The sequence below is a fragment of the Streptomyces sp. CBMA29 genome (assembly GCF_014596445.1).
Lineage (GTDB): Bacteria > Actinomycetota > Actinomycetes > Streptomycetales > Streptomycetaceae > Actinacidiphila.
This window is the reverse complement of sequence record NZ_MECL01000124.1, coordinates 32149-52873: the sequence shown is the minus strand read 5'-3', so window position 1 is coordinate 52873 and position 20725 is coordinate 32149. Positions and strand designations below refer to the sequence as shown.

At 70.2% G+C, this 20725-nt stretch carries 19 protein-coding genes; 7 read left to right on the top strand and 12 right to left on the bottom strand.

Going from position 1 to position 20725, the window contains the following annotated elements; genetic code table 11:
- Window positions 1–282: 282 nt before the first annotated feature.
- Entirely contained in the window at window positions 283–2070 is a 1788-nt protein-coding gene (gene aspS, locus BGM09_RS17445; RefSeq protein ID WP_188282531.1) for an aspartate--tRNA ligase, read from the bottom strand.
- Between the two features lie 161 nt (window positions 2071–2231).
- Here aspS and BGM09_RS17440 point away from each other — a divergent pair, with 161 nt between their 5' ends.
- Both BGM09_RS17440 and BGM09_RS17435 read left to right on the top strand, forming a co-directional pair.
- Window positions 2232–4373, top strand: a complete 2142-nt coding sequence (locus BGM09_RS17440; protein ID WP_188282530.1) for a SpoIIE family protein phosphatase — start codon at window positions 2232–2234, stop codon at window positions 4371–4373.
- A 231-nt stretch (window positions 4374–4604) separates the two neighbouring features.
- Window positions 4605–5780, top strand: a complete 1176-nt coding sequence (locus tag BGM09_RS17435; RefSeq protein WP_188282529.1) for an acyltransferase family protein — start codon at window positions 4605–4607, stop codon at window positions 5778–5780.
- Here BGM09_RS17435 and BGM09_RS17430 read toward each other — a convergent pair.
- Window positions 5731–6186 (bottom strand): ATP-binding protein, encoded by a 456-nt coding sequence (locus tag BGM09_RS17430; protein ID WP_188282528.1) that lies wholly within the window; start codon window positions 6184–6186, stop codon window positions 5731–5733. The two genes, BGM09_RS17435 and BGM09_RS17430, sit on opposite strands and share 50 nt — an antisense overlap.
- 215 nt (window positions 6187–6401) lie before the next feature.
- Here BGM09_RS17430 and BGM09_RS17425 point away from each other — a divergent pair, with 215 nt between their 5' ends.
- Window positions 6402–7253: a helix-turn-helix domain-containing protein gene (locus BGM09_RS17425; RefSeq protein ID WP_188282527.1), complete on the top strand. Its 852-nt coding sequence runs from the start codon at window positions 6402–6404 to the stop codon at window positions 7251–7253.
- 11 nt (window positions 7254–7264) lie between these two features.
- The gene (locus BGM09_RS17420; protein WP_188282526.1) at window positions 7265–7456 is read left to right on the top strand and encodes a hypothetical protein; all 192 of its coding nucleotides are present in this window, start codon (window positions 7265–7267) and stop codon (window positions 7454–7456) included.
- 14 nt (window positions 7457–7470) lie between these two features.
- Here the strand turns inward: BGM09_RS17420 and BGM09_RS17415 are convergent, their stop codons facing one another.
- From BGM09_RS17415 to BGM09_RS17380, 9 genes are all read right to left on the bottom strand, one after another.
- Window positions 7471–8331 (bottom strand): hypothetical protein, encoded by an 861-nt coding sequence (locus BGM09_RS17415; RefSeq protein WP_188282525.1) that lies wholly within the window; start codon window positions 8329–8331, stop codon window positions 7471–7473.
- Complete coding sequence (locus tag BGM09_RS17410) at window positions 8312–9184, bottom strand: aldo/keto reductase (RefSeq protein WP_411158326.1); 873 nt, start codon at window positions 9182–9184, stop codon at window positions 8312–8314. Before BGM09_RS17410 ends, BGM09_RS17415 begins: the two co-directional genes overlap by 20 nt.
- 29 nt (window positions 9185–9213) lie before the next feature.
- Window positions 9214–10401, bottom strand: a complete 1188-nt coding sequence (locus BGM09_RS17405; protein ID WP_188282523.1) for a cupin domain-containing protein — start codon at window positions 10399–10401, stop codon at window positions 9214–9216.
- Window positions 10402–10415: 14 nt separating this feature from the next.
- A complete protein-coding gene (locus tag BGM09_RS17400) occupies window positions 10416–10553 on the bottom strand; it encodes a hypothetical protein (RefSeq protein ID WP_188282522.1) in 138 nt (45 codons plus the stop codon).
- Between the two features lie 91 nt (window positions 10554–10644).
- Window positions 10645–11115: a DUF5753 domain-containing protein gene (locus BGM09_RS17395; RefSeq protein ID WP_188282521.1), complete on the bottom strand. Its 471-nt coding sequence runs from the start codon at window positions 11113–11115 to the stop codon at window positions 10645–10647.
- Window positions 11116–11214: 99 nt separating this feature from the next.
- The gene (locus tag BGM09_RS17390; RefSeq protein WP_188282520.1) at window positions 11215–11739 is read right to left on the bottom strand and encodes a DUF6879 family protein; all 525 of its coding nucleotides are present in this window, start codon (window positions 11737–11739) and stop codon (window positions 11215–11217) included.
- On the bottom strand, window positions 11723–11938 hold the full coding sequence (locus BGM09_RS37765; protein WP_317452746.1) for a hypothetical protein: 216 nt from the start codon (window positions 11936–11938) through the stop codon (window positions 11723–11725). The genes BGM09_RS17390 and BGM09_RS37765 overlap by 17 nt, the downstream gene beginning before the upstream one ends.
- Before the next feature lie 131 nt (window positions 11939–12069).
- A complete protein-coding gene (locus BGM09_RS17385; RefSeq protein WP_188282519.1) occupies window positions 12070–13032 on the bottom strand; it encodes a pirin family protein in 963 nt (320 codons plus the stop codon).
- Between the two features lie 102 nt (window positions 13033–13134).
- Entirely contained in the window at window positions 13135–13578 is a 444-nt protein-coding gene (locus BGM09_RS17380; protein ID WP_188282518.1) for an SseB family protein, read from the bottom strand.
- Window positions 13579–13737: 159 nt separating this feature from the next.
- Between BGM09_RS17380 and BGM09_RS17375 the strand changes: the two genes are divergently transcribed.
- From BGM09_RS17375 to BGM09_RS17365, 3 genes are all read left to right on the top strand, one after another.
- Window positions 13738–15564, top strand: coding sequence for an acyl-CoA dehydrogenase (locus tag BGM09_RS17375; protein ID WP_188282517.1), 1827 nt, complete (start codon window positions 13738–13740; stop codon window positions 15562–15564).
- Between the two features lie 305 nt (window positions 15565–15869).
- A complete protein-coding gene (locus tag BGM09_RS17370) occupies window positions 15870–17162 on the top strand; it encodes a M18 family aminopeptidase (protein WP_188282516.1) in 1293 nt (430 codons plus the stop codon).
- A gap of 146 nt (window positions 17163–17308) precedes the next feature.
- A complete protein-coding gene (locus BGM09_RS17365) occupies window positions 17309–17545 on the top strand; it encodes a hypothetical protein (protein ID WP_188282515.1) in 237 nt (78 codons plus the stop codon).
- A gap of 48 nt (window positions 17546–17593) precedes the next feature.
- Here the strand turns inward: BGM09_RS17365 and BGM09_RS17360 are convergent, their stop codons facing one another.
- Window positions 17594–20716 carry a VCBS repeat-containing protein gene (locus tag BGM09_RS17360; protein ID WP_188282514.1) on the bottom strand — a complete coding sequence of 1041 codons (3123 nt, stop codon included), beginning with the start codon at window positions 20714–20716 and terminating at the stop codon, window positions 17594–17596.
- Window positions 20717–20725: the final 9 nt, after the last annotated feature.

Sequence of the window (20725 nt, the reverse complement as noted above, 5' to 3'; positions counted from 1 at the left end):
GACCCTCCCCCGCGGTTGCCCCCGGGCGTCTCCTTTGCCGGGGGCGGCTCGCCGAGTCTTTAGGGGCGCGGGGAACTGCGCGGCCAGCCACGACGCTCCCGCAGGTCACCACCGGCCCCAGAGGGGCAATTCGGTGGTGTCCCGACCACCGGCCGGTGGGGGCGGGCCGCGCAGTTCCTCCCCCAGCTACCGCTGGGAGGTGCCCCCAGCGCCCCTGAAAAGATCGGCCTGCCGCCCCCGGCAAAGGAGACGCCCAGGGGCCGCGCCCCTTAAAAGATCGGCTCAGCGCCCAGCGGAAGGGCGCCCTGCGGAAGGGCGGAGCTGGATGTGGAGCTCGCGCAGCCGCGCGTCCTCGACCTCGGAGGGCGCGCCCATGAGAAGGTCCTGGGCATTCTGGTTGAGCGGGAACGCGATGGTCTCGCGGATGTTGGGCTCGTCGGCGAGGAGCATGACCATACGGTCGACGCCCGGCGCGATGCCGCCGTGCGGCGGCGCGCCGAAGTGGAAGGCGCGGAGCATGCCGCCGAACTCGGCCTCCACCGTCTCGCGCGTGTAGCCCGCGATCTCGAACGCGCGGTACATGACGGCGGGTTCGTGGTTACGGATGGCCCCGGAGGACAGCTCGATGCCGTTGCAGACGATGTCGTACTGCCAGGCGAGAATGTCCAGCGGGTCCTTGGAGTTGAGGGCTTCGAGGCCGCCCTGCGGCATGGAGAAGGGGTTGTGCGAGAACTCCACCGCCCCGGTGTCCTCGTTGCGCTCGAACATCGGGAAGTCGACGATCCAGCAGAAGCGGAAGACACCTTCCTCGTACTGCCCGGTGCGCTTGGCGGCCTCGACCCGGACCGGGCCCATGATCTTGGAGACCTCGTCGAACTCACCGGCGCCGAAGAAGATCGCGGTGCCGGGCTCGGCGCCGACGGCGGCGAGCAGCGCCGTAACGTCCTCCGCCGTAAGGAACTTGGCGATCGGGCCGGTCAGCTCGGGCTTGTCGGCGGAGCCGCCGACCCGGACCCAGGCCAGGCCCTTGGCGCCGAGCGAGACAGCGTACTCGCCGAGCTGGTCGAAGAACTTGCGCGACTGCTCTGCGGTGCCGGGCACGGCCAGCGCGCGGACGTGCTTGTCGGCGAACGCCTTGAAGCCCGACCCGGCGAACACCTCGGAGACGTCGACCAGTTCGAGCGCGGTGCGCAGGTCCGGCTTGTCGTTGCCGTACTTGAGCATCGACTCGCGGAAGGGGATGCGCGGGAACGGCGAGGTGACGGTGCGGCCACCGCCCAGCTCGGTGAAGAGGTCGGTCATGACCTTCTCGATGACGCCGAAGACGTCCTCCTGCTCGACGAAGCTCATCTCGACGTCGAGCTGGTAGAACTCGCCGGGCGAGCGGTCGGCGCGCGAGTCCTCGTCGCGGAAGCAGGGCGCGATCTGGAAGTAGCGGTCGAAGCCGGAGATCATCAGGAGCTGCTTGAACTGCTGCGGGGCCTGCGGCAGCGCGTAGAACTTCCCGGCGTGCACGCGGGAGGGCACCAGGAAGTCGCGGGCGCCCTCGGGGGAGGTGGCCGACAGGATCGGGGTGGCCATCTCGTTGAAGCCGAGCGCGGTCATCTCGCGGCGCAGGAAGGAGATGACCTGGGTGCGCAGCATGATGTTGCGGTGCATGCGCTGGCGGCGCAGGTCGAGGAAACGGTTGGTGAGCCGCATCTCCTCGTTCGCGTTGTCCTCGGGGAAGACCGGGAAGGGCAGCGGGTCGGCCGCGCCCAGCACCTCCAGGGCGGCCACGTCCACCTCGACCTCGCCGGTCGGCAGCTCCGGGTTGACGTTCTCCGCCGAGCGGGCCAGGACCCGGCCGTCCACGCGGACCACGGACTCCTTGGACTGGCCGCTGAGCTGGTCGTACACCGGAGATCCTGGACGGACGACGAGCTGGGTGAAGCCGTAGTGGTCGCGCAGGTCGACGAAGAGGATGCCGCCCAGGTCGCGGCGATTGTGCAGCCAGCCGGACAGGCGGACGTCGGTGGCGACGTCGGTGGCGCGCAGCTCGCCGCAGGTGTGGGACCGGTACCGGTGCATCATTCGTCCTCGACGCTGGATGGTGGGTGGGTGGCCGGGCCAGCGGCCCAGCACAGCTTACCGGCGCGCGTACACCGTCCTCACTCCGGATTCGGTGGGGCATAAGGCCACGTATGCGGCTCTACTGGGCCATAACGTCCTCATTCTCATAAACTGGCAAAATGCGCACCGAGGACGTCCTGGCCGCCGTCGGCACCGGGCTGTGGCAGTGGGACGAGGCCACCGGCACCGTGACGGTCGACGCCCGCGCCGCGCGCCTGCTCGGGCTGTCCGGCGGCCCGGCCGAGCACCGGACGTCCGCCGTTCGGGCGTGCCTGCACGCAGCCGACTACGTATCGCTGTCCGGCGCGGTCTCGCTCGCCTACTCCGAGGGCACGGTCGCCGAGGCGCTGGTGCGGGTGGTGGGCGACAACGGCACGATCCTGCGGACGGTACGGGCCAGGGTGCGCCCGCAGGGCACGGTGATGACGGGCACGCTGCACGAGGTGCGCGGCGGGCCCTCACGGGCGGCGGCGCAGGCGGGCGGCGGCTGGCGGCGGGCCCGGGAGGCGTTCCTGCTGGACGCGGGGCGCGCGCTGGCCGAGGCCGACTCCACCGCCGAGGTGCTGCGGGTGGCGGCCACCTTGTCGATGCCCGGCTTCTCGCCCGACGGGCTCGCCGTCTTCGGCACGGACGGCGACCGGCTGTCGGTGATCGGCCACCACGGGCAGGCGGCGGGCACCGAGGACCCCTTCCTCGACATGCCGCTGGACACCGACTACCCGGCCGCGCTGGTGGTCCGTACCGGCCAGGCGGTCTATCTGCCGTCGCCCGCCGCGTACGAGGACCGCTTCCCGGTCACCTGGCCGCTGGTGAAACCGTTCGGCCGCTCCTCCTGGGCGTATCTGCCGCTGGTCGTGGCCGGGTCCACGATCGGCGCCTGGATGGCGGCCTTCCGCGACCCGGTGGTCTTCACGCCCGACGAGCGCTCGGTGCTCACCACGGTCGCCCGGATGCTCGCGCAGGCGCTGTCCCGCGCGCATCTGCACGAGTCGGAGCGCGCCCTGACCGACGGCCTCCAGCGCACGATGCTGCCCGCCCGCAGGCCCGGCATCGAGGGCATGGCGGTGGCCGCCCGGTACGTGCCGACCGGCGGCGGCCTCCAGGTCGGCGGCGACTGGTACGACGTGATCGGGCTGCCGTCCGGCCGTACCGCGATCGTCATCGGCGACGTCCAGGGCCATGACGTACGGGCCGCCGGGATCATGGGCCAGCTGCGGATCGCGCTGCGCGCCTACGCGGCCGAGGGCCACCACCCGGACGCGGTGCTCTCGCGCACCTCCCGCTTCCTGGCCGGGCTGCACGACGGGCTCCCCGACGGGCCCGCGGACGGGCTGCGCGACGGCCTGCGCGAGGGGCTGCACGACGGCCTGCACGCCGGACTGCACGCCGACGAGTCCGCCGACGTACGCTTCGCGACCTGCCTCTACCTGGAGGCCGACCCGCTGACCGGCACGCTCGACGTCTGCCGCGCCGGGCACCCGGAGCCCGCGATCCGGCTCGGCGACGGTACGACGATCGTCCGGCGTACGGCGGGCGGTCTGCCGCTGGGCATCGAGCCGGACACCGACTACCCGACGACCCGGATGGTCCTGGAGCCCGGCGAGGTGCTGCTGCTGTGCACCGACGGCCTGATCGAGACCGGCGGGCACGACCTGGAGACCGGCTGGCAGCGGCTGCGCAACGTCCTGGAGGCCGGGCCCGCCGACGACCTGGAGGAGCTGGCCGACTCCCTGATCCGCGCGGTGCACGGGCCCGCCTCCCACCACACCACCGGGCCGCTGGCCGACCGCCGCGAGGACGACATCGCGCTGGTCCTGCTGCGCCGCGACCCCGACGGCCCGACCTGCGCGGTCCCGGTCCGGCGCGCGGTGCTGACCGTCTCGCAGACCGACCCGGGCCGTATCCGCGCCACCCGCGAGGACATCCGCGCCCTGCTGCACGACTGGACCTCGGCCGACCAGGTCGAGTCCGCCGTCCTGCTCGTCTCCGAACTCGTCACCAACGTGCTGGTGCACACCGACGAGGACGCCGTACTGACCGCCATGGTCACCGGCATGCCCGGCACCCGCCGCCTCCACGTCGAGGTCGGCGACCGCTCCGACGACATGCCGCACCGCCGCTCTCCCGGCGAGATGGCGTCCTCCGGCCGCGGCCTGATGCTCATCGAGGAGCTCGCCGACGCCTGGGGCGTCGACCCGCGCGGCGACGGCAAGTCCATCTGGTTCGAGCTGTACGAGGCGACGAGCCCGTCCGCGGTGTGACCGTCCGCGGCGTGACCGTCCCGTGGGGGGCGCCCACGGATTCGAATCCGTCACGGTCATGTGAACCGGCCGTGAAACCGAGGAAAACAGTGGTCGCACAGACCTGTTGGACCTGCTCCAACGCCCCGCGGAGCCTGTGCGTCCACCTAGCCTGAACGCCTACGTGACGGGCGATCGAATGGCCGACCGTGCGCGCCCCGACACTCACGCCGGCGAAAAGGCAGCAATGGGATGAGCCTGAAACTCCCCGCACCCAGCGACCCGACGATGTCCGGCCCGGTCCCTCTGGCCGACGCACCCGCCGACGCACCCGCCGACGTGCGGAGCGGCGGGAAGGGACGGTTGCGGGCGCTGGACGGGCTGCGGCTGGTGGCCGCGCTCATGGTGGCGATCTACCACCTGGCCTTCCGGGGCAGCGGGGCCTGGCGCGGGCAGACGCTGGAGATCTTCCCGCACCTGTCGCACGCCGCCGCGTACGGACCGCTGGGCGTGCAGTTCTTCTTCATCATCAGCGGCTTCGTGATCTGCATGAGCGGCTGGGGCCGCAGCGTCAAGGCGTTCGCGATCTCCCGGATCAGCCGCCTGTACCCGGCCTACTGGGCAGCGCTGATCCTGGTGACCGCCGTCCTGTTCGTCCTCGGCTACAAGACCGTCTCGCGCACCGACCTGCTCACCAACTTCACGATGCTCCAGACCCCGGCGGGCTCCGAGCGCGTCCTGGGCGTCTCCTGGACGCTGTGGGCCGAGATGCGCTTCTACGTGCTCTTCGCCGTCACCGTCCTGTGGCGCGGCGCCACCCGCAAGCGCGTCCTGGCCTTCTGCGCCCTGTGGACGATCGGCGCCCTGTACGCGGACTCCTCCGGCCAGGAGTTCCTGAAGGTGGTGCTGATGCCCGAGTACGCGCCCTTCTTCGTCGGCGGCATCGGCCTCTACCTGCTGCGGCGCTTCGGCCATGACCTGCTGACCTGGGGCGTCGTCGCGGGCGGCTTCCTGCTCGGCCAGCACTACGCGGTCAAGGCCCTGGTGGCGCCGCCCGGCATGCACGTCGCCTTCCACCGCTCCCCGACCGTCGTCATCGCCCTGGTCGCCGCGGGCTTCGCCGCCATCGCCGCGGTGACGCTCGTGCGCCGCGTCGCGGACGTCGACTGGCGCTGGCTGACCACGGCGGGCGCCCTGACGTACCCCTTCTACCTGGTCCACGAGATCCTGGGCACCCTCGTCATCGAGAAGCTGAAGATCCATACCGGCATCCCGAACTACGGCGTGCTCGCCCTCGCCATCGGTTCGATGCTGCTGCTCGCCTACCTGATCTACCGCCTGGTCGAACGCCCCCTGACCCCGGTGCTGCGCCGCGCGCTCACCCACCAGGCCAACCGCCTGTCCGAACCCCGCCCGGCCCGGACCTGACGCCCAGCCCGGCCACCACGGATTTCCCCCGGACCGGCCGGGGCACGACCCCCCAGACCTCCGCGAGCGCGTCGATGAGCACCAGCCCTCTCCCGCCCTCGCACTCCGGCCCGGCCTCGGCCAACTCCGGCTTCTCCGCCCCGCCGTCGGACACCGCCACCCAGTAGTGCCCGTCGGCGGGCCACAGCACCAGCTCGATGACCGCGTCCTCCTCGCACCGGGCCCCGTGCCGCACGGCATTCGTGACCAGCTCACTGGTCACCAGCCCCAGATCCGCGGCCAGTTGGGGCTCCACCCCGCACGGCAGCGCCTCCAGCGCCTCCGCGACGGCATGCCGCGCCCGCCGCACGGACTCCGGCCGCGCCGGGAAGCGCCACAGCGCTGGTAAGCGGGGGATTTCAGGCATGACGAACTCCGTTACGTCGAAGGGGACTTGTCGGTTCCTGAGGGTTCGCCGGTGGCATGCCGCCGTCACTCGCGGTGCGCTTCCGACGTAGTCGTGCGTAGCTGCGCGCTACTACGGTAGGGCATCGGGGGTACGTGTGCTACCGATTCGCCGATGACCCGTTGGACCGGGCTTCTCACCGCAAGGCAGACTGGGCCACGGAGGGGAGGGAGCCCATGCCGCCGAGAAGCAACCCGACAGCACGCCAGCAGCGTCTGGGTGCGGAGCTCCGCAAGCTACGGGAGGACGCGGGCCTGTCCACCGAGCAGGCCGCCGCCCTGCTGGACACGAAGCGGACCGTCATCTCCAGCACCGAGGCCGGTCGTCACGGGACCAGTCCCGAACGGGTGCGCCGGATCGCATTCGTCTACGAGTGCACCGACCAAGCGCTGATCGGCGCACTGGTGGCGATGTGCGGCGACCGCGTGCGCGGCTGGTGGGAGGCGTACGAGGACGTCCTGCCGTCGACCTTCCTCGACATCGCCGAACTGGAGTGGCACGCCCAGGGCTTGCGCGTCAGCACGATGACGCACATGCCCGGCCAGTTCCAGACCGAGGCTTACGCCCGCGCCCTGTTCGACGCCGCCATCCCGGCGCTGCCCCCGGCCGAGTACGAGGCCAGGGTCGCCCACCGCGTCCAACGCCACGAGGCGATCGACCGCCCCGACGCCCCGCCGTACGAACTCGTCGTCCACGAGGGAGTCCTCCGGACCGAGGTGGGCGGCCGCGCGGTCCTGCGCGACCAGCTCAACCACCTGATGACCGCCGCCGAACGCGACAACGTCACGGTCCAGGCCATCCCGTTCTCCGCCGGCGCCTTTCCCGGCTCGGGTCAGTCCATCCTGTACGCGCGCGGCCAGGTCGCCCGCTTGGACACGGCCGAGCTGGATCGCGCGACGGTCGTGGAATTCATCCACGCAGAGGCGCAGTTGTGCAAGTACCGGCTGCAACTGGACGAGATGCAACGCATCGCCCTCCCGCCGGAGAAGACGCTCGACCTCATACATGCCATCGCGTCCCAGCTCTAGGAGAACTACCCGTGCCCGACATCACCTGGGAAGCCCCCTTCTGCCAGGACGGCAGCAACTGCTTCCGCCTCGGCACCGACCCCGAAGGCAACGCCTACATAGCCCTCAACGGCCGCGAGGACGAATACCTCACCGACACCCGCGAAGCCCTCCGCACCCTCATCACCGACATCAAGGCCGGCAAAGCCGACCACCTGCTGTAGACGCCGCAGGCCCCTCAGGCCCGGGGGGTGACCTCGGAGCGCTGGGGGGTCGGTGGCCGGATGCCGGTGAGCGCCTCGGCGCGGGCGAGGAGCTGCGGTGCGAGGTCGGGGTACCAGCCACGGGCGACGGCTTGAAGCATCTCGGCAAGGGCCGCGAGTTCTCCGATCCGGCCGGCAGCGGTGTCCAGGACGGCGGCGAACTCCCGCCGGACGCGGGCGGCTACGTCAGGTACGAGCAGGCTGTTGACGTAGAGAAGCCCGGCGTCGTAGCCAATGGGCACTCGGCCCCACCGCTCCCAGTCGAGCAGAGCGAGCGGCGGGCCGGTGAGGTTGCCCCAGTGCAGGTCACCGTGACCGGTCGCCCGCCCCACGTGGGCGGGAGCCGGGATGCCGAGGAATTGGGGGAAGGCACGTTCGATCCACGTGTCCCGGACCGTGGTCTTCACGCCTTCTGCCTGAGCCAGCAGGGCAAGGGCCCGGCGCAGTTCGGCCCACCACTCGTCGGGCAGTCCGGGGTCGCGGTCGATGTCGGCCCGCTCCGGGGACACGACAGGTTGCGTCACGTAGTCAAGGACGTCGGCCTCGAACGTCCAGTCTCCGTCAGTCCAGTCGTGCAGCTCGTACAGGCGCGGGCGTGGGACGCCGTCAGGCACCAGCTCGGATGCTCCGACGACTCCCTCCCCTTGCTTCCTGCCCGCGTTGACCCTGGCCGTCCGGCCTACCCGTAGCCAGCGGTCGCCCGCTCGGCGTCCGAGCGTGACACCGAGGAACCCCCACGCCGGTGGACCCGTGCAGACCAGCCCCACAGCCTTGGCCGCCCGGTCGTGGGCGGCTTCCATCAGGGTCCGTACCCCCTCATTCAGAGGCGAGTTCATCGGTCAGTCTCCTGAGTTCCTCGGCTGTCAGGGGCGCGGCCAGCGCCTTCGCCGCATCGTCCCAGTGTGCGCGGGTACTCGCGGAGGTCAGGACGACATCCAGGCCGGGGCACGACCCGACAGGCAGGAGGGCGGCGGCTGCGGCAGACAGACCGGGGCGGATGAAGTTCACCAGGTCGGGTGTCATGGCATCAAGGAGTTCGCCACCGTGCAGGGGAGCGGAGCCGAACGTGATCAGCCCGGCGTCCTTCGCCCGCACCAGCGGTCCCCCGCCGTCGAGTGCCCGCCTGATCGGGTCGTCCATGATCAGGCTCACGGGCATCTGCAAGCCGGTGAAGTGATGTTCGGCGGAACCCGCCGCCTGTCGGGCGAGCGCGAGCAGTTCGGAAACGCTGAACGCTCCGCAGCCGAAGCCCGACCACGTGGCAACGCCGTATCCGCCGATCCTTTCAGCGTGGGCGAACTCCTCCAGCACGGTGAAGGCTTCCCACAGACGCCCGTGCAGAGCGGCACGGTCAAGGCCATGCCCACGGTGCTCCGGGTTGTGGACGAAAACCAGGTCCACACGGCCGAGCACGGCCAGTGAGCGCTCCGTCTGCCAGCGGACGAAGCCGCGTTCAAGGCTGTGCCCACCGTCGGCCTCCTGCCGGGTGAGCACACCCTCGGCAAGAGCGGTGCGCCCCTGTTCCCTGGTGAAGAACCCTGCCTTCGTGGCCACCCGAACGGTCGGGTACTCCCCGAGGACCGGGCGCAACTCCTCATGCGCCCTGCCCTGTGCGTAGTTGGGTGCGGTGTCCACCCACGGAGCACCGGCCGCCATGGCCGTGCGTGCCGCATGGCCGACGGCACGCACGCGATGGGTCCCCAGGGAGAGAGCAGCGGTCACCACGCGGCCCTCACGACTGCGACGGCATGGCCTTCGATGAGGGTGGAGACCAGTGCGGCCACGTCCCCGACCTCGAGTCCGGCGGAGTCGGCGAGTGCGCCGAGTGTGGTCGGCCGATTGGTCAGGAGCGCGCCCAGAGCTGAGGCGGCGGACTCGGCGAAGTCCCAGGCGGTACCGACCGCCGAGAAGGTGACCGTGCCCTGCGCGGGGTTCGGTGTCAGGCGGCTCCTCGGAGCGGTGAGTTTGACGGTGATCTCCTTCCGCGCGGGGAGCCCGTCCACGTACGGCAGGGACGGAATCGCGTGGCCCAGGTCGGTCGTGTCGATCGACTCCGCCCACCGGTCCACCAACCGGGGGTCCGCCAGTTCGCCCACGACCTCGCGGCGGAGCGCGTCGATGAAGTCCGAGTGCTCCGCCGGAGATCCGAAGCGCGGGATGTCCTTGCGCAGCGCGAGAGATGTCCTGAGCTGATCCACCAGCCAGAGCAGGAGGTCCGCCCCCGTGTGCGGGACCATGCCGAAGGTCAGGTGGAGGGACTCCGTCCCCTGGTCAGCGGTGACCGCGTGCCACCAGCCGCGCGGCAGATAGAGCACGTCACCGGGAGCGAGGACGATGTCCGCCACCGGGTCGCCCTCCGGCTTCTCCGGCGACTCCACGTCCTGGAAGGTCGGGGCCTCGCGGGTGGCCCCGTACAGACGCCACCGTTTCGAGCCGTGCAACTGGACCACGACGACATCGTGATCGTCCCAGTGCAGGCCGAAGCCTTCCCGCTCGGTCCACGAGGCGTAGACGTTGGCCTGGACGGACGTCCCGAGAAAACGTTCAAGTTCCTCGGCGGCCACGCCCACGGCGGGGTGGATCTTCTCGACCGCGTCGACGACCAGCGACGCCCCGTCTTTGAGCTGGGTGTGGAAGTCGGCGGGCAGAATGCGGGACCAGGTGACCGCACGGCGGTTCGTGGTCGGTATGGCGTAGCGGTGGGTGGGGATCATCTCGCCGTCGACTGACAGGCGCAGCCGGGGCGGCTCAAGGCGCTGCGTCGCGATGATCCGGTTCAGGTCGTCCCAGGAGAACAGGCCCGCCGTGTCGGCGGCGCCGGGGATGTGCGCGTACGAGCGGTGGTACGTCCGGGCGAGGAACGTGTCCCCGCCCAGACGCCCCGCCCACGAGGCCGCGTCACGCATCGTGGGCGGCCCCGTCAGTCGTTGCCGTCGGAACGGCCGCTGCTGACGTCGGACTCCTGCTCGGCGCGGGTGCGCGCGGCGACGATCTTCCGCTTCGCGACGAGCAGTTCACCCCTCTCCGGGGCCGTCGGGCTGATGATCTCTTCCGCCATCGGACTGCCTCTCCTCGTGAGAACTCGATGGAGAAAATGATTCACCCGGAATAGGGTGACCGGACAGTTCTTTCCCGTTGACGACTAAAGATCATGAACGGTACGCGGCGGACCATGAAGCCAACAACACCCTGGCTTCGTCGCCGAAAAGCGCGTAACCCCCAAGTATGGAAAACAGCTCCAGATGCATTTCAATGTCTCTTGGGTCCCTGAGGACCACGACACCCGTGGTGTTCTCCACAGTGACCAGGGAGTTGTCGTACACAGTGAACGTGTCCATCGGAGCCACCGGCTTGTATCCGGCCATGGGGATAACACCGAATCTGATGTTTGCCAGGTGGCTGAGCGAAGCCAGTCGGTCGATCTGCAACGCCATCGCGGCAGGCGGAAGAAGCGGCCACCTGACGGCTTGCTCGGTAATGATGAAAGTGAACCGCTTCGCCGTGTTGTAGAGAACCTCCTGCCGCTCCAGTTTCCTCGCTGTCGTCTTGCTGACGTCAGCAGGAGAATGGGCAAGACTGGCCCGAATATACTCAGGAGTGGACAACAGTCCCGTGATCATCGACAGCAGAAAGAACCGGAACTCCGTACACGACGACCGGCCCGCTTGCGTAATTCTTTCAGCAGGACCGCCAGTTCCTGTTTCGGCCGCCCCAACTGTTCAGGTTCGAACGTCACCGCTCACGTATTCCAGGAACGGGACGGATTCGGCAACGGCAATACGCTTCCACTGCCGATACGGTTCCGGGCTGCCCTCGTCAAGCTCCCGATTGATCTGCGTACCGTCCGCCCTGTAGTTCATCCGGACCACCGTGGAATCATCGAACATCCAGAAATCGTGATCCGGCAGACCCGGGTTTTCGCGGTCGGTGAGGTCGAGGATTCGAATGTCCTCGCCCACTGTGACGTGATGCCGGTAGTAGTACTCGAACTCGAACCGGAGGTAGTCCGAGAGAGGACGGGTCACGATATGCACCCTGCCGACACTCTTTCCGGCAGAGGTCCATTGCCGAACCTCGTCCATCCAGCCCGAGGCGTAGTCTTCGGGCGACTTCTCCCCGGCGAGAAAGCGCTTCAGCTTCTCCGCCTCCTGGGGCATGGTGTAGACGGGCCGAGTTTCCAGTCGCCACGCCTCGCGCTCCATGGAATCGAAGCAGGCATTCCACGCGTCACCATCCAAGTGCACGGACCGCCTCCCTGAGAACCGACTCCGGAATTTCCACGAGCCCTTCCCCGACGGGCGGGGTGAAGGCTTCGGACACGTCACCCTGCACGACGAAAGACCCAGTCGTCGTGCGGTACACGTTCGGACAGTCCTTCTCTCCGCACTCGCCATTGCCGTTGCCGTTGCCCGTGAGCCGGGTAAGAGCCGCACGCTCGGACACGTCAAACCCCCTCGCACCGCCCCTGGTGGGGCTGCCTGACCAACGACGGTAGAGGGGGTGACGTACTGCGTCCATGCATGCAAGCGACTATGCACGTTGTCGCATAAACCCCCGGCGGGGGGCGGGTGGGGTCAGCGGCCGAGGGGGGTGTCGGCGGGGATGGTACCGAGGCGGCCGGCCTGGAAGTCGTCGAACGCCTGGGCCAGTTCGGCGTGGGTGTTCATGACGAAGGGGCCGTACTGCATCATCGGCTCGCGGATGGGGAGGCCGCCGAGGAGCACGACCTCGAAGTTGGGCGAGCGGGACTCCTGGGTCTCGTCGGCGCGGATGGTGAGGGAGTCTCCCTTGCCGAAGACGACAGCCTGGCCCATGCGGAAGGGGCGGGCGTCGGGGCCCGCGAAGCCGCGGCCGGCGAGGCCGTAGGCGAGGGCGTTGAAGTCGGCGCGCCAGGGCAGGGTGACCGAGGCGCCGGGGTTCACCGAGACGTGGATCATCGTGATCGGCGTGTGCGTCGCGCCGGGGCCCTCGTGGCCCGCGAGGTCACCGGCGATCAGCCGGATCAGCGCGCCGCCGTCACCGGAGGTGAGCAGCTTCAGGCCGCCCGCCCGGATGTCCTGGTACTTGGGCGGCATCATCTTGTCGGCCTTCGGCAGGTTCACCCAGAGCTGGAGGCCGTGGAAGAGGCCGCCGCTGGTGACCAGGGACTCCGGCGGGGTCTCGATGTGCAGCAGCCCGGACCCGGCGGTCATCCACTGGGTGTCGCCGTTGGTGATCGTGCCGCCACCGCCGTGCGAGTCCTGGTGAATGAAGGTGCCGTCCATGATGTACGTGACGGTCTCGAAGCCGCGGTGCGGGTGCCAGGGGGTGCCCTTGGGCTCTCCCGGCGCGTACTCCACCTCACCCATCTGGTCCATCATGATGAACGGGTCGAGGTTGCGGTAGTCGATGCCCGCGAAGGCGCGGCGCACGGGGAAGCCCTCCCCCTCGAAACCGCTCGGCGCGGTGGACACCTGTAGCGCCTTGCGGGGCTGGGCGTCGTCGGCCGCGCTCACACGCGGCAGGGTCAGCGGGTTCTCTACGGTCACGGCGGGCATGACTGCCTCCTTCGGGATGCTCCGGTTCCAAAGTAGTTGAACACTGAACATCTCGCAAGGCGTGACTATTCCAGCACTCACTGGAGGGGTGGGCGGACCGCCTCAGCCGTACATCCGGCGCATCGTGAAGTCGACCATCTGCTCGACCGCCTTGGCGTCGAAGACCATGCGATGCTGGCCGTCGATGTCCAGGACGAAGCCGTAGCCGGTGGGCAGCAGGTCCAGCACCTCGGCGCCGGTGATCACGAAGTACTTGGACTCCTTGCCCGCGTACCGCCGCAGCTCCTTCAGGGAGGTGAACATCGGGATGACCGGCTGCTGGGTGTCGTGCAGCGCCAGGAAGCCCGGGTTGTCGCCGCGCGGGCAGTACACCTTGGACGTGGCGAAGATCGCCTGGAAGTCCTCGGCGGCCATCGATCCCGTGGTGAAGGCGCGGACCGCGTCGGCCAGCGACGGCGGGGAGGGCTCCGGATAGCCACCGGGCATGGGTGCGGCGCCCTGGACCGGGCCGGGTCCGGGATTCACGCTCTGCTCGTAGCCGTACACGGCCCCAAGAGTAACGGCCCCGCGGACACCCTGGAGGCGCCCCCGGGGAAGAGGAAACGGTCACATCCGACCCTTCCGGGGTTGCTTCTTATTACCGACGGGTAGCATTATTTTCTACGAGTGCCACGACCACCCCACTTGCGATACGGAGCCGACGTCATGGGCCACTACAAGTCGAACCTCCGCGACATCGAGTTCAACCTCTTCGAGGTGCTCGGCCGCGACCAGCTCTACGGCACGGGTCCGTTCGCCGAGATGGACGTGGAGACCGCGAAGGACGTCCTCGCCGAGCTGGCGCGCATGGCGGAGAACGAGCTGGCGGAGTCCTTCGCCGACGCCGACCGCAACCCGCCGGTCTTCGACCCGAAGACCCACACCGCCCCGGTGCCGGAGTCCTTCAAGAAGAGCTACCAGGCGTTCATGGACGCCGAGTACTGGCGCCTCGGCCTGCCCGAGGAGATCGGCGGCACCACCGCGCCGCGCTCCCTGATCTGGTCCTACGCGGAGCTGGTGCTGGGCGCCAACCCCGCCGTGTGGATGTACACCTCGGGCCCGGCCTTCGCCGGAATCCTCTACGAGGAGGGCACCGAGGAGCAGAAGAAGATCGCCGCGATCATGGTCGACAAGCAGTGGGGCTCCACCATGGTCCTCACCGAGCCCGACGCGGGCTCGGACGTCGGCGCGGGCCGCACGAAGGCGGTCAAGCAGGACGACGGCACCTGGCACATCGAGGGCGTCAAGCGCTTCATCACCTCGGGCGAGCACGACATGTCCGAGAACATCATCCATTACGTACTCGCCCGCCCCGAGGGCGCGGGACCCGGCACCAAGGGCCTGTCGCTGTTCATGGTCCCGAAGTACGAGTTCGACTTCGAGACCGGCGAGTTGGGGACGCGCAACGGCGTCTACGCCACCAACGTCGAGCACAAGATGGGCCTGAAGGCGTCCAACACCTGCGAGATGACCTTCGGCGACGGGCTCCCCGCCAAGGGCTGGCTGATCGGCGAGAAGCACGACGGCATCCGGCAGATGTTCCGGATCATCGAATTCGCCCGCATGATGGTCGGCACGAAGGCCATCGCGACGCTCTCCACCGGCTACCTGAACGCGCTGGAGTACGCCAAGGAGCGCGTGCAGGGCCCGGACCTCGCGCAGTTCATGGACAAGAGCGCGCCCAAGGTCACCATCACCCACCACCCCGACGTCCGCCGCTCGCTCATGACGCAGAAGGCGTACGCCGAGGGCATGCGCGCCCTCGTCCTCTACACCGCCTCCGTCCAGGACGCCATCCAGGTCGCCGAGGCGGGCGGCGAGGACGCCACGCGGCTGCACGGGCTCAACGACCTGCTGCTGCCCATCGTCAAGGGCTACGGCTCCGAGAAGTCGTACGAGCAGCTCGCCCAGTCCCTCCAGACCTTCGGCGGCTCCGGGTACCTCCAGGAGTATCCGATCGAGCAGTACATCCGGGACGCCAAGATCGACACGCTCTACGAGGGCACCACCGCCATCCAGGGCCAGGACTACTTCTTCCGGAAGATCGTCCGGGACCAGGGCCAGGCCATGACGGCGCTCAGCGAGGAGATCAAGAAGTTCCTCGCCGAGGCGACCGGCGGGGAGGAGCTGGCCGCCGCCCGCGACCAGCTCGCCACGGCGGCCGTCGACCTCGAAGCGATCGTCGGGGCCATGCTGACCGACCTGTCGGCCACCGAGCAGGACGTCCGCTCGATCTACAAGGTCGGGCTCAACACCACGCGGCTGCTCCTCGCCTCGGGCGACGTCGTCATCGGATACCTGCTCCTGCGCGGGGCGGGCGTCGCCGCCGAGAAGCTTTCCGGGGCCTCCGCCAAGGACGCCGCCTTCTACGCCGGGAAGGTCGCCGCCGCGAAGTTCTTCGCCGCCAATGTCCTTCCAGGAGTGGGTACGGCTCGTTCCCTGGCCGAATCCGTCGACCTCACCCTCATGGACCTCCCGGAGGACTCCTTCTAGCCTGCGGCTCGCCGTACGCCTGGCGGCGAGCCGATCTTTTGGGGGCGCGGGGAACTGCGCGGCCCGGCACGACGCTCTCGCAGGTCACCACCCGCCCCGGCGGGGCAGTCTGGTTGTCGCCGGACCACCGGCCGGTGGGGGCTTGTCGCGCAGTTCCCCGCGCCCCTAAAGCCACGTCCTGCGCAAGGTGGACGCACAGGGGGCGCGCCCCTAAAGCCAGGTCCTGCGCAGAGTGGACGCACAGGGGGCGCGGACTCGGGCGCACCCTCAGGGGGAGGCGTCGTGGCTGAAACTAAGCTGAGGGCATGAGCTCTCAGCGTCCGGCGTTTGGCCGTAAGCACACCGAAGATCTGGCCGCATTCGTGCAGGCGAGTCCGACGCCGTACCACGCGGTGGCGACCGTGGCGGAGCGGCTGGAGGGGGCCGGGTTCCGGCGGGTGGCGGAGACGGAGAAGTGGGGGGCCGAGCCGGGCGGGCGGTACGTGCTGCGCGGGGGCGCGGTGGTGGCGTGGTTCGTGCCGGACGGCGCACGCCCGGAGACACCGTTCAGGATCGTGGGCGCGCACACGGACTCACCGAATCTGCGGGTGAAGCCGCGCCCGGACATGGGGGCGCAGGGCTGGCGCCAGGTGGCGGTGGAGATCTACGGCGGCCCGCTGCTGAACAGCTGGCTGGACCGGGACCTGGGCCTGGCGGGCCGGCTGACGCTGCGCGACGGCAGTACGCGGCTGGTCGCGACCGACCGCCCGCTGCTGCGGGTGCCGCAGCTCGCGATCCACCTGGACCGGGGCGTGAACGACGGGCTGACGCTGGACAAGCAGCGCCACCTCCAGCCGGTGTGGGGCCTGGGCGACGCGCAGGATGGCGACCTGATCGGCTACCTCGCCGAGCGGGCGGACCTCGACCCGGAGGACGTCGTCGGCTGGGACCTGATGACGCACGACACGCAGCCGCCCGCCTTCCTCGGGCGCGACGAGGAGCTGTTCGCCTGCCCCCGGCTGGACAATCTGCTGTCGGTGCACGCGGGCACGGCCGCGCTGGCCGCCGCCGCGGCCCGCCAGGACCTCACGTACATCCCGGTACTGGCCGCCTTCGACCACGAGGAGAACGGCAGCCAGTCCGACACCGGCGCCCAGGGACCGCTGCTCGGCAACGTCCTCAGCCGCTCGGTGCACGCGCGCGGCGGCGGCTTCGAGGAGCGGCAGCGCGCGCTGGCCGCGAGCGTCTGCGTCTCGTCGGACTCCGGCCACGCCGTGCACCCCAACTACGCCGAGCGGCACGATCCGACGCACCACCCGCGCGCCAACGGCGGCCCGATCCTGAAGACCAACGTCAACCAGCGGTACGCCACCGACGGCACCGGCCGCGGCGTCTTCGCGGCGGCCTGCGACACCGCGGGCGTCCCCTACCAGCACTTCGTGTCGAACAACTCGATGCCGTGCGGGACGACGATCGGCCCGATCACCTCTGCCCGGCACGGCATCACCACGGTCGACGTCGGGGTGCCGATCCTCTCGATGCACTCGGCCCGCGAGATGTCCGGCGCCGACGACCCGCATCTGCTGGCCGGCGCCCTGACGGCCTTCCTGGCGGCCTGATTCCGGGGCCTTCCGGAGCGCCTTCCGGGGCCGGGGCCCGCGCCCCGGCCCGCCCCCGCCCCGATGCGCCTGCTTGTGCCCCGAGGTCCGGGGTAGACGCTGCTTCAGAACGCCGGAGCACAACTAGGCCAAAGGAAGCGGTAATTGTGGGCATCGGAGGCTGCATCATTCTGATCGCGGTCGGTGCGATCATCACGTTCGCCACCGACTGGCACGCCAAGGGCGTCAACATGGATCTGCTCGGCCTGATCATGATGGCCGTCGGCATCATCGGACTCGCCGCCTACGTCAGCATCTTCAAGCGCCGCCGGATTCCCCCGACGGCCGACGGCGACATCCCGCCGGTCGAGGAGCGCTACTACCCGGGTGACCGGCGGTACTGACACCAGGCCAGTACCACCGGCGTTCTGACGCGAGGTCAGCCCCGGATCTCAGAACAGCGACGTGTACATCTGCCAGCCCGCGCCGAGTCTGACGCGGGCGGCAAAGCCCGGGTCGCCGTTGTGGCCGTCGTAGCGCCACAGGTTGCCCGCCGCGTCACGGGCGACCAGTCCGGTGAGGTACGCCCCCCGGACCGGCTGGAGTTCGCCGACGCCCACGATCGAGTCGTAGACGTTCCAGCCGGGGCCGATCTTCACGCGCGGCCCGAAGTGCCCCTTGGCGTCGCCGTTGTAGGCCCACAGCACCCCGGTCCTGTCCCGGGCCAGAAGCTGCCGGCCCCAGCCGAGGGAATCGGAGTACTGCGAGCCGATCAGCAGGTCGTACGTGTTCCAGCCCCCGCCGATGAGCGTGCGGGGCCCGAACTTGCCGTTCTGGTCGGCGGCGTAGAGGTACAGGCTGCCGGACGGCGTACGCGCCACCAGGTCCGCGCGGCCGTCACCGGTCAGGTCGCCGACCGAGGCCAGTGCGTCGTACGCGTTCCAGCCGGGGCCGATGAGCGTGCGCGGCCGGGACGGGGTGAAGTTCGTGCCCACCGCGCCGTCGTAGCGCCACAGTTGGCCCGAGGCGTCCCTGACCAGCAGGTCGTTGACCCGGTCGCCGCCGAGGTCGCCGTAGGGCACGTACAGCGAGGACGTCGGCCAACCGGACGTGGAACGGGCCGCGTTGACGTTGCCCTTGCCGTTGCCGACGCGCAGGTCCAGGCGGCCGGACGGGGTGAGGCCGAAGAAGTCGCCGATCCGGTCACCGGTGAAGTCGTGCACGCCCGCGGCGCCCGTGACGGTGATCCGGCCGGTGAGGGAGAGCCCGCCGGAGCCGCCGTCGGCCGGGGCCGCGGTGAGCTTCCAGGTGTAGCGGCCGTTCTTCACCCACGACCCGTCGGAGCCCTTCAGATTCCAACTCGCCGCCACCTGCGTGCCCGTGGGCCCGTTGCGGGTGGCGACCGTCTTCCCCGCCTCGTCCGTGACCGTCAGGCTCCAGCCCGCGACGGGCCGGGACAGCGTCCAACTGCCCTGCCAGTCACCGGGGGTTTCCAGGACGTCGACGGTGGCCGGGCCGACGTCGCTGCTCAGCACCGACACCGCGCCGCGCGGAATCGAGGTCAACGGCTGGACGTGGACGCGCTGCCCCGGATCGACGTACGCGACACCGCCGCCGTACTTGTCCACCGTCCACGTCACGCCGCGGTCGTCGGCCAGGTCGCTCGCGGCCAGTTCTGCGAGGTTGCTGCTGACGGCCGAGCCGGTGTGCACGTCGGTGAGCATCAGACGGCCCGCCGCCGTGTCGTGCCGGACGACGTAACCGTCGCCGAGCAGCGCGTCCCCGGTCGGCACCGGCACGTTCTTGCCGGTCGTGAGGTCGTGGACCCCGGCGCTGGTGCCGCACGACCAGTACAGCCAACGCCCGTCCGCCTGGAGCTCCTTGGGCACACACGGCGCGCCGGTCTGGACCGTGGCGCCGTACGTCCGCCGCTCCAGGTCGTACGGGCGGACGGTGCCGGAGGCGCTGCCGGGCACCCACAGGGTGTGGCCCCACAGCGCGGAGGCCGTGACCGGGCCGTCGAACAGGGCGCCGTCGTAGCGGAGGTCGAAGACCTTCTGCCGCGCGGGAGTGCCGGTGTTCACCACGACGTAGGGTCCCGCGGCGCCGGTGACCGTGCCGGGCGCGTCGAGGAAGACGGCGCGCGAATCGGTCGGGGACGGCGGCTGGGGGACGGTGATGATGTTGCCGGCGGAGAAGGCCACCGAGCCGGTGCCGGTGCCCTGGAGGTGCACGCAGGAGACGCCGGAGCCGCAGTCGGCGGGCTTCGGGCCGTTGCTCCACAGCAGTTCGGGTGCCGACACGGCGGGCGCCGCGCCCCCGGCCACGTCGCGCCGTACCAGGGCCGGGTAGGAGCGGGTGGTGTCGGAGTACGCCAACCGCCCGGCGCTGTAGGACAGTCCGTAGACCCTGGCCGCGACCGGCGGCAGCGTCTTGAGGTCGGTGACGGTCGCGTCGGCGCCGGGCGCCGCGGTGATCCGGCGCACCGCCCAGTCGTCGGGTCCTGTGCCGCCCTCGACCAGCACCGAGCCGTCGGGCGCGGTCGCGTACTCCATGGCGACCTTGGCCAGCAGGGTCCGTGCGGCGCCGCCGCCGACCGGCACGGCCAGCAGCGGAAGTCCCGTGGACTGGCTGTCCGTCGACCGCTCCAGCATCAGGACGCGGTCCCCGGTGACGGCGAGCTTCGGCGTACCGTCCCGGCCCGCGGCGGGCAGCGGCGTCTTCTCGACGGTGGCCGCCGGGTCGTCGAGCCGTACGGTGTACGCCGTCGTGACCGCGCCGCCGTACACCAGCACCCGGTCCCTGCCGAGGACGGCGGCGGTCTGCTCGGCGGCGGGCACGTCGGCGAGGATCGCGCGCAGCGTGCCGGTGCGGTAGTCGAGCAGGTAGGTGTGCGCGGTGCCGGGCGCGGTCCCGGGCGCGGCGCCCGAGGTCAGCCGCAGGACGGCGTAGTCGCGGTTCTGCGCGAGCAGGTCGGTCCAGTCGGGCACGGCGGTCCCCGCGGGCAGCCCGGTGACGGTCAGGTCGGCGGAACCGTCGTTACCGTTGCCGATCAGGTGCAGTGCGGCGAGCGTGCCGTCGGCGGCGGTCTCGCCGGTGAGGACGCGGTCGGCGCTGAAGCCGCACGCCACCCAGCGCTGGCCCTCGGGCGCGGTGACCGTGCGGAACATGTTGGTGTCGTAGTCGGTGATCGTCACCGACTGGGACGGGAAGTTGCGGATGAGGTTCGCGTACAGGCCAGTGTTGACCACGGGCTGCGCGGGCACCGGCAGCGCCGGGCCCTCGCTGCCGTCCGCCGGATTCACCCAGCGGGCGCCGTTGGCCCCCCTGACCAGGTATCCGTCGTTCCCGGCGGTGATCAGCGGCTCGCTCTGCGGCAGCCACCGCGAACCGGCGGGTATGACGGTCTCCTGCGACGCCGTGGCGGACGCACTCGGCGTACTCGACGTACTCGGCGTACCTGGCGCACCGTCCGCGTACGCCGTGCCGCCGGTCACGGCCGGGGCGAGCCCGGCGGCCATGACGACAACGATGGCCGCCGCGACGGAGCCGCGTGTGAGAGCGCGACGAGGCACTCGGTCCCT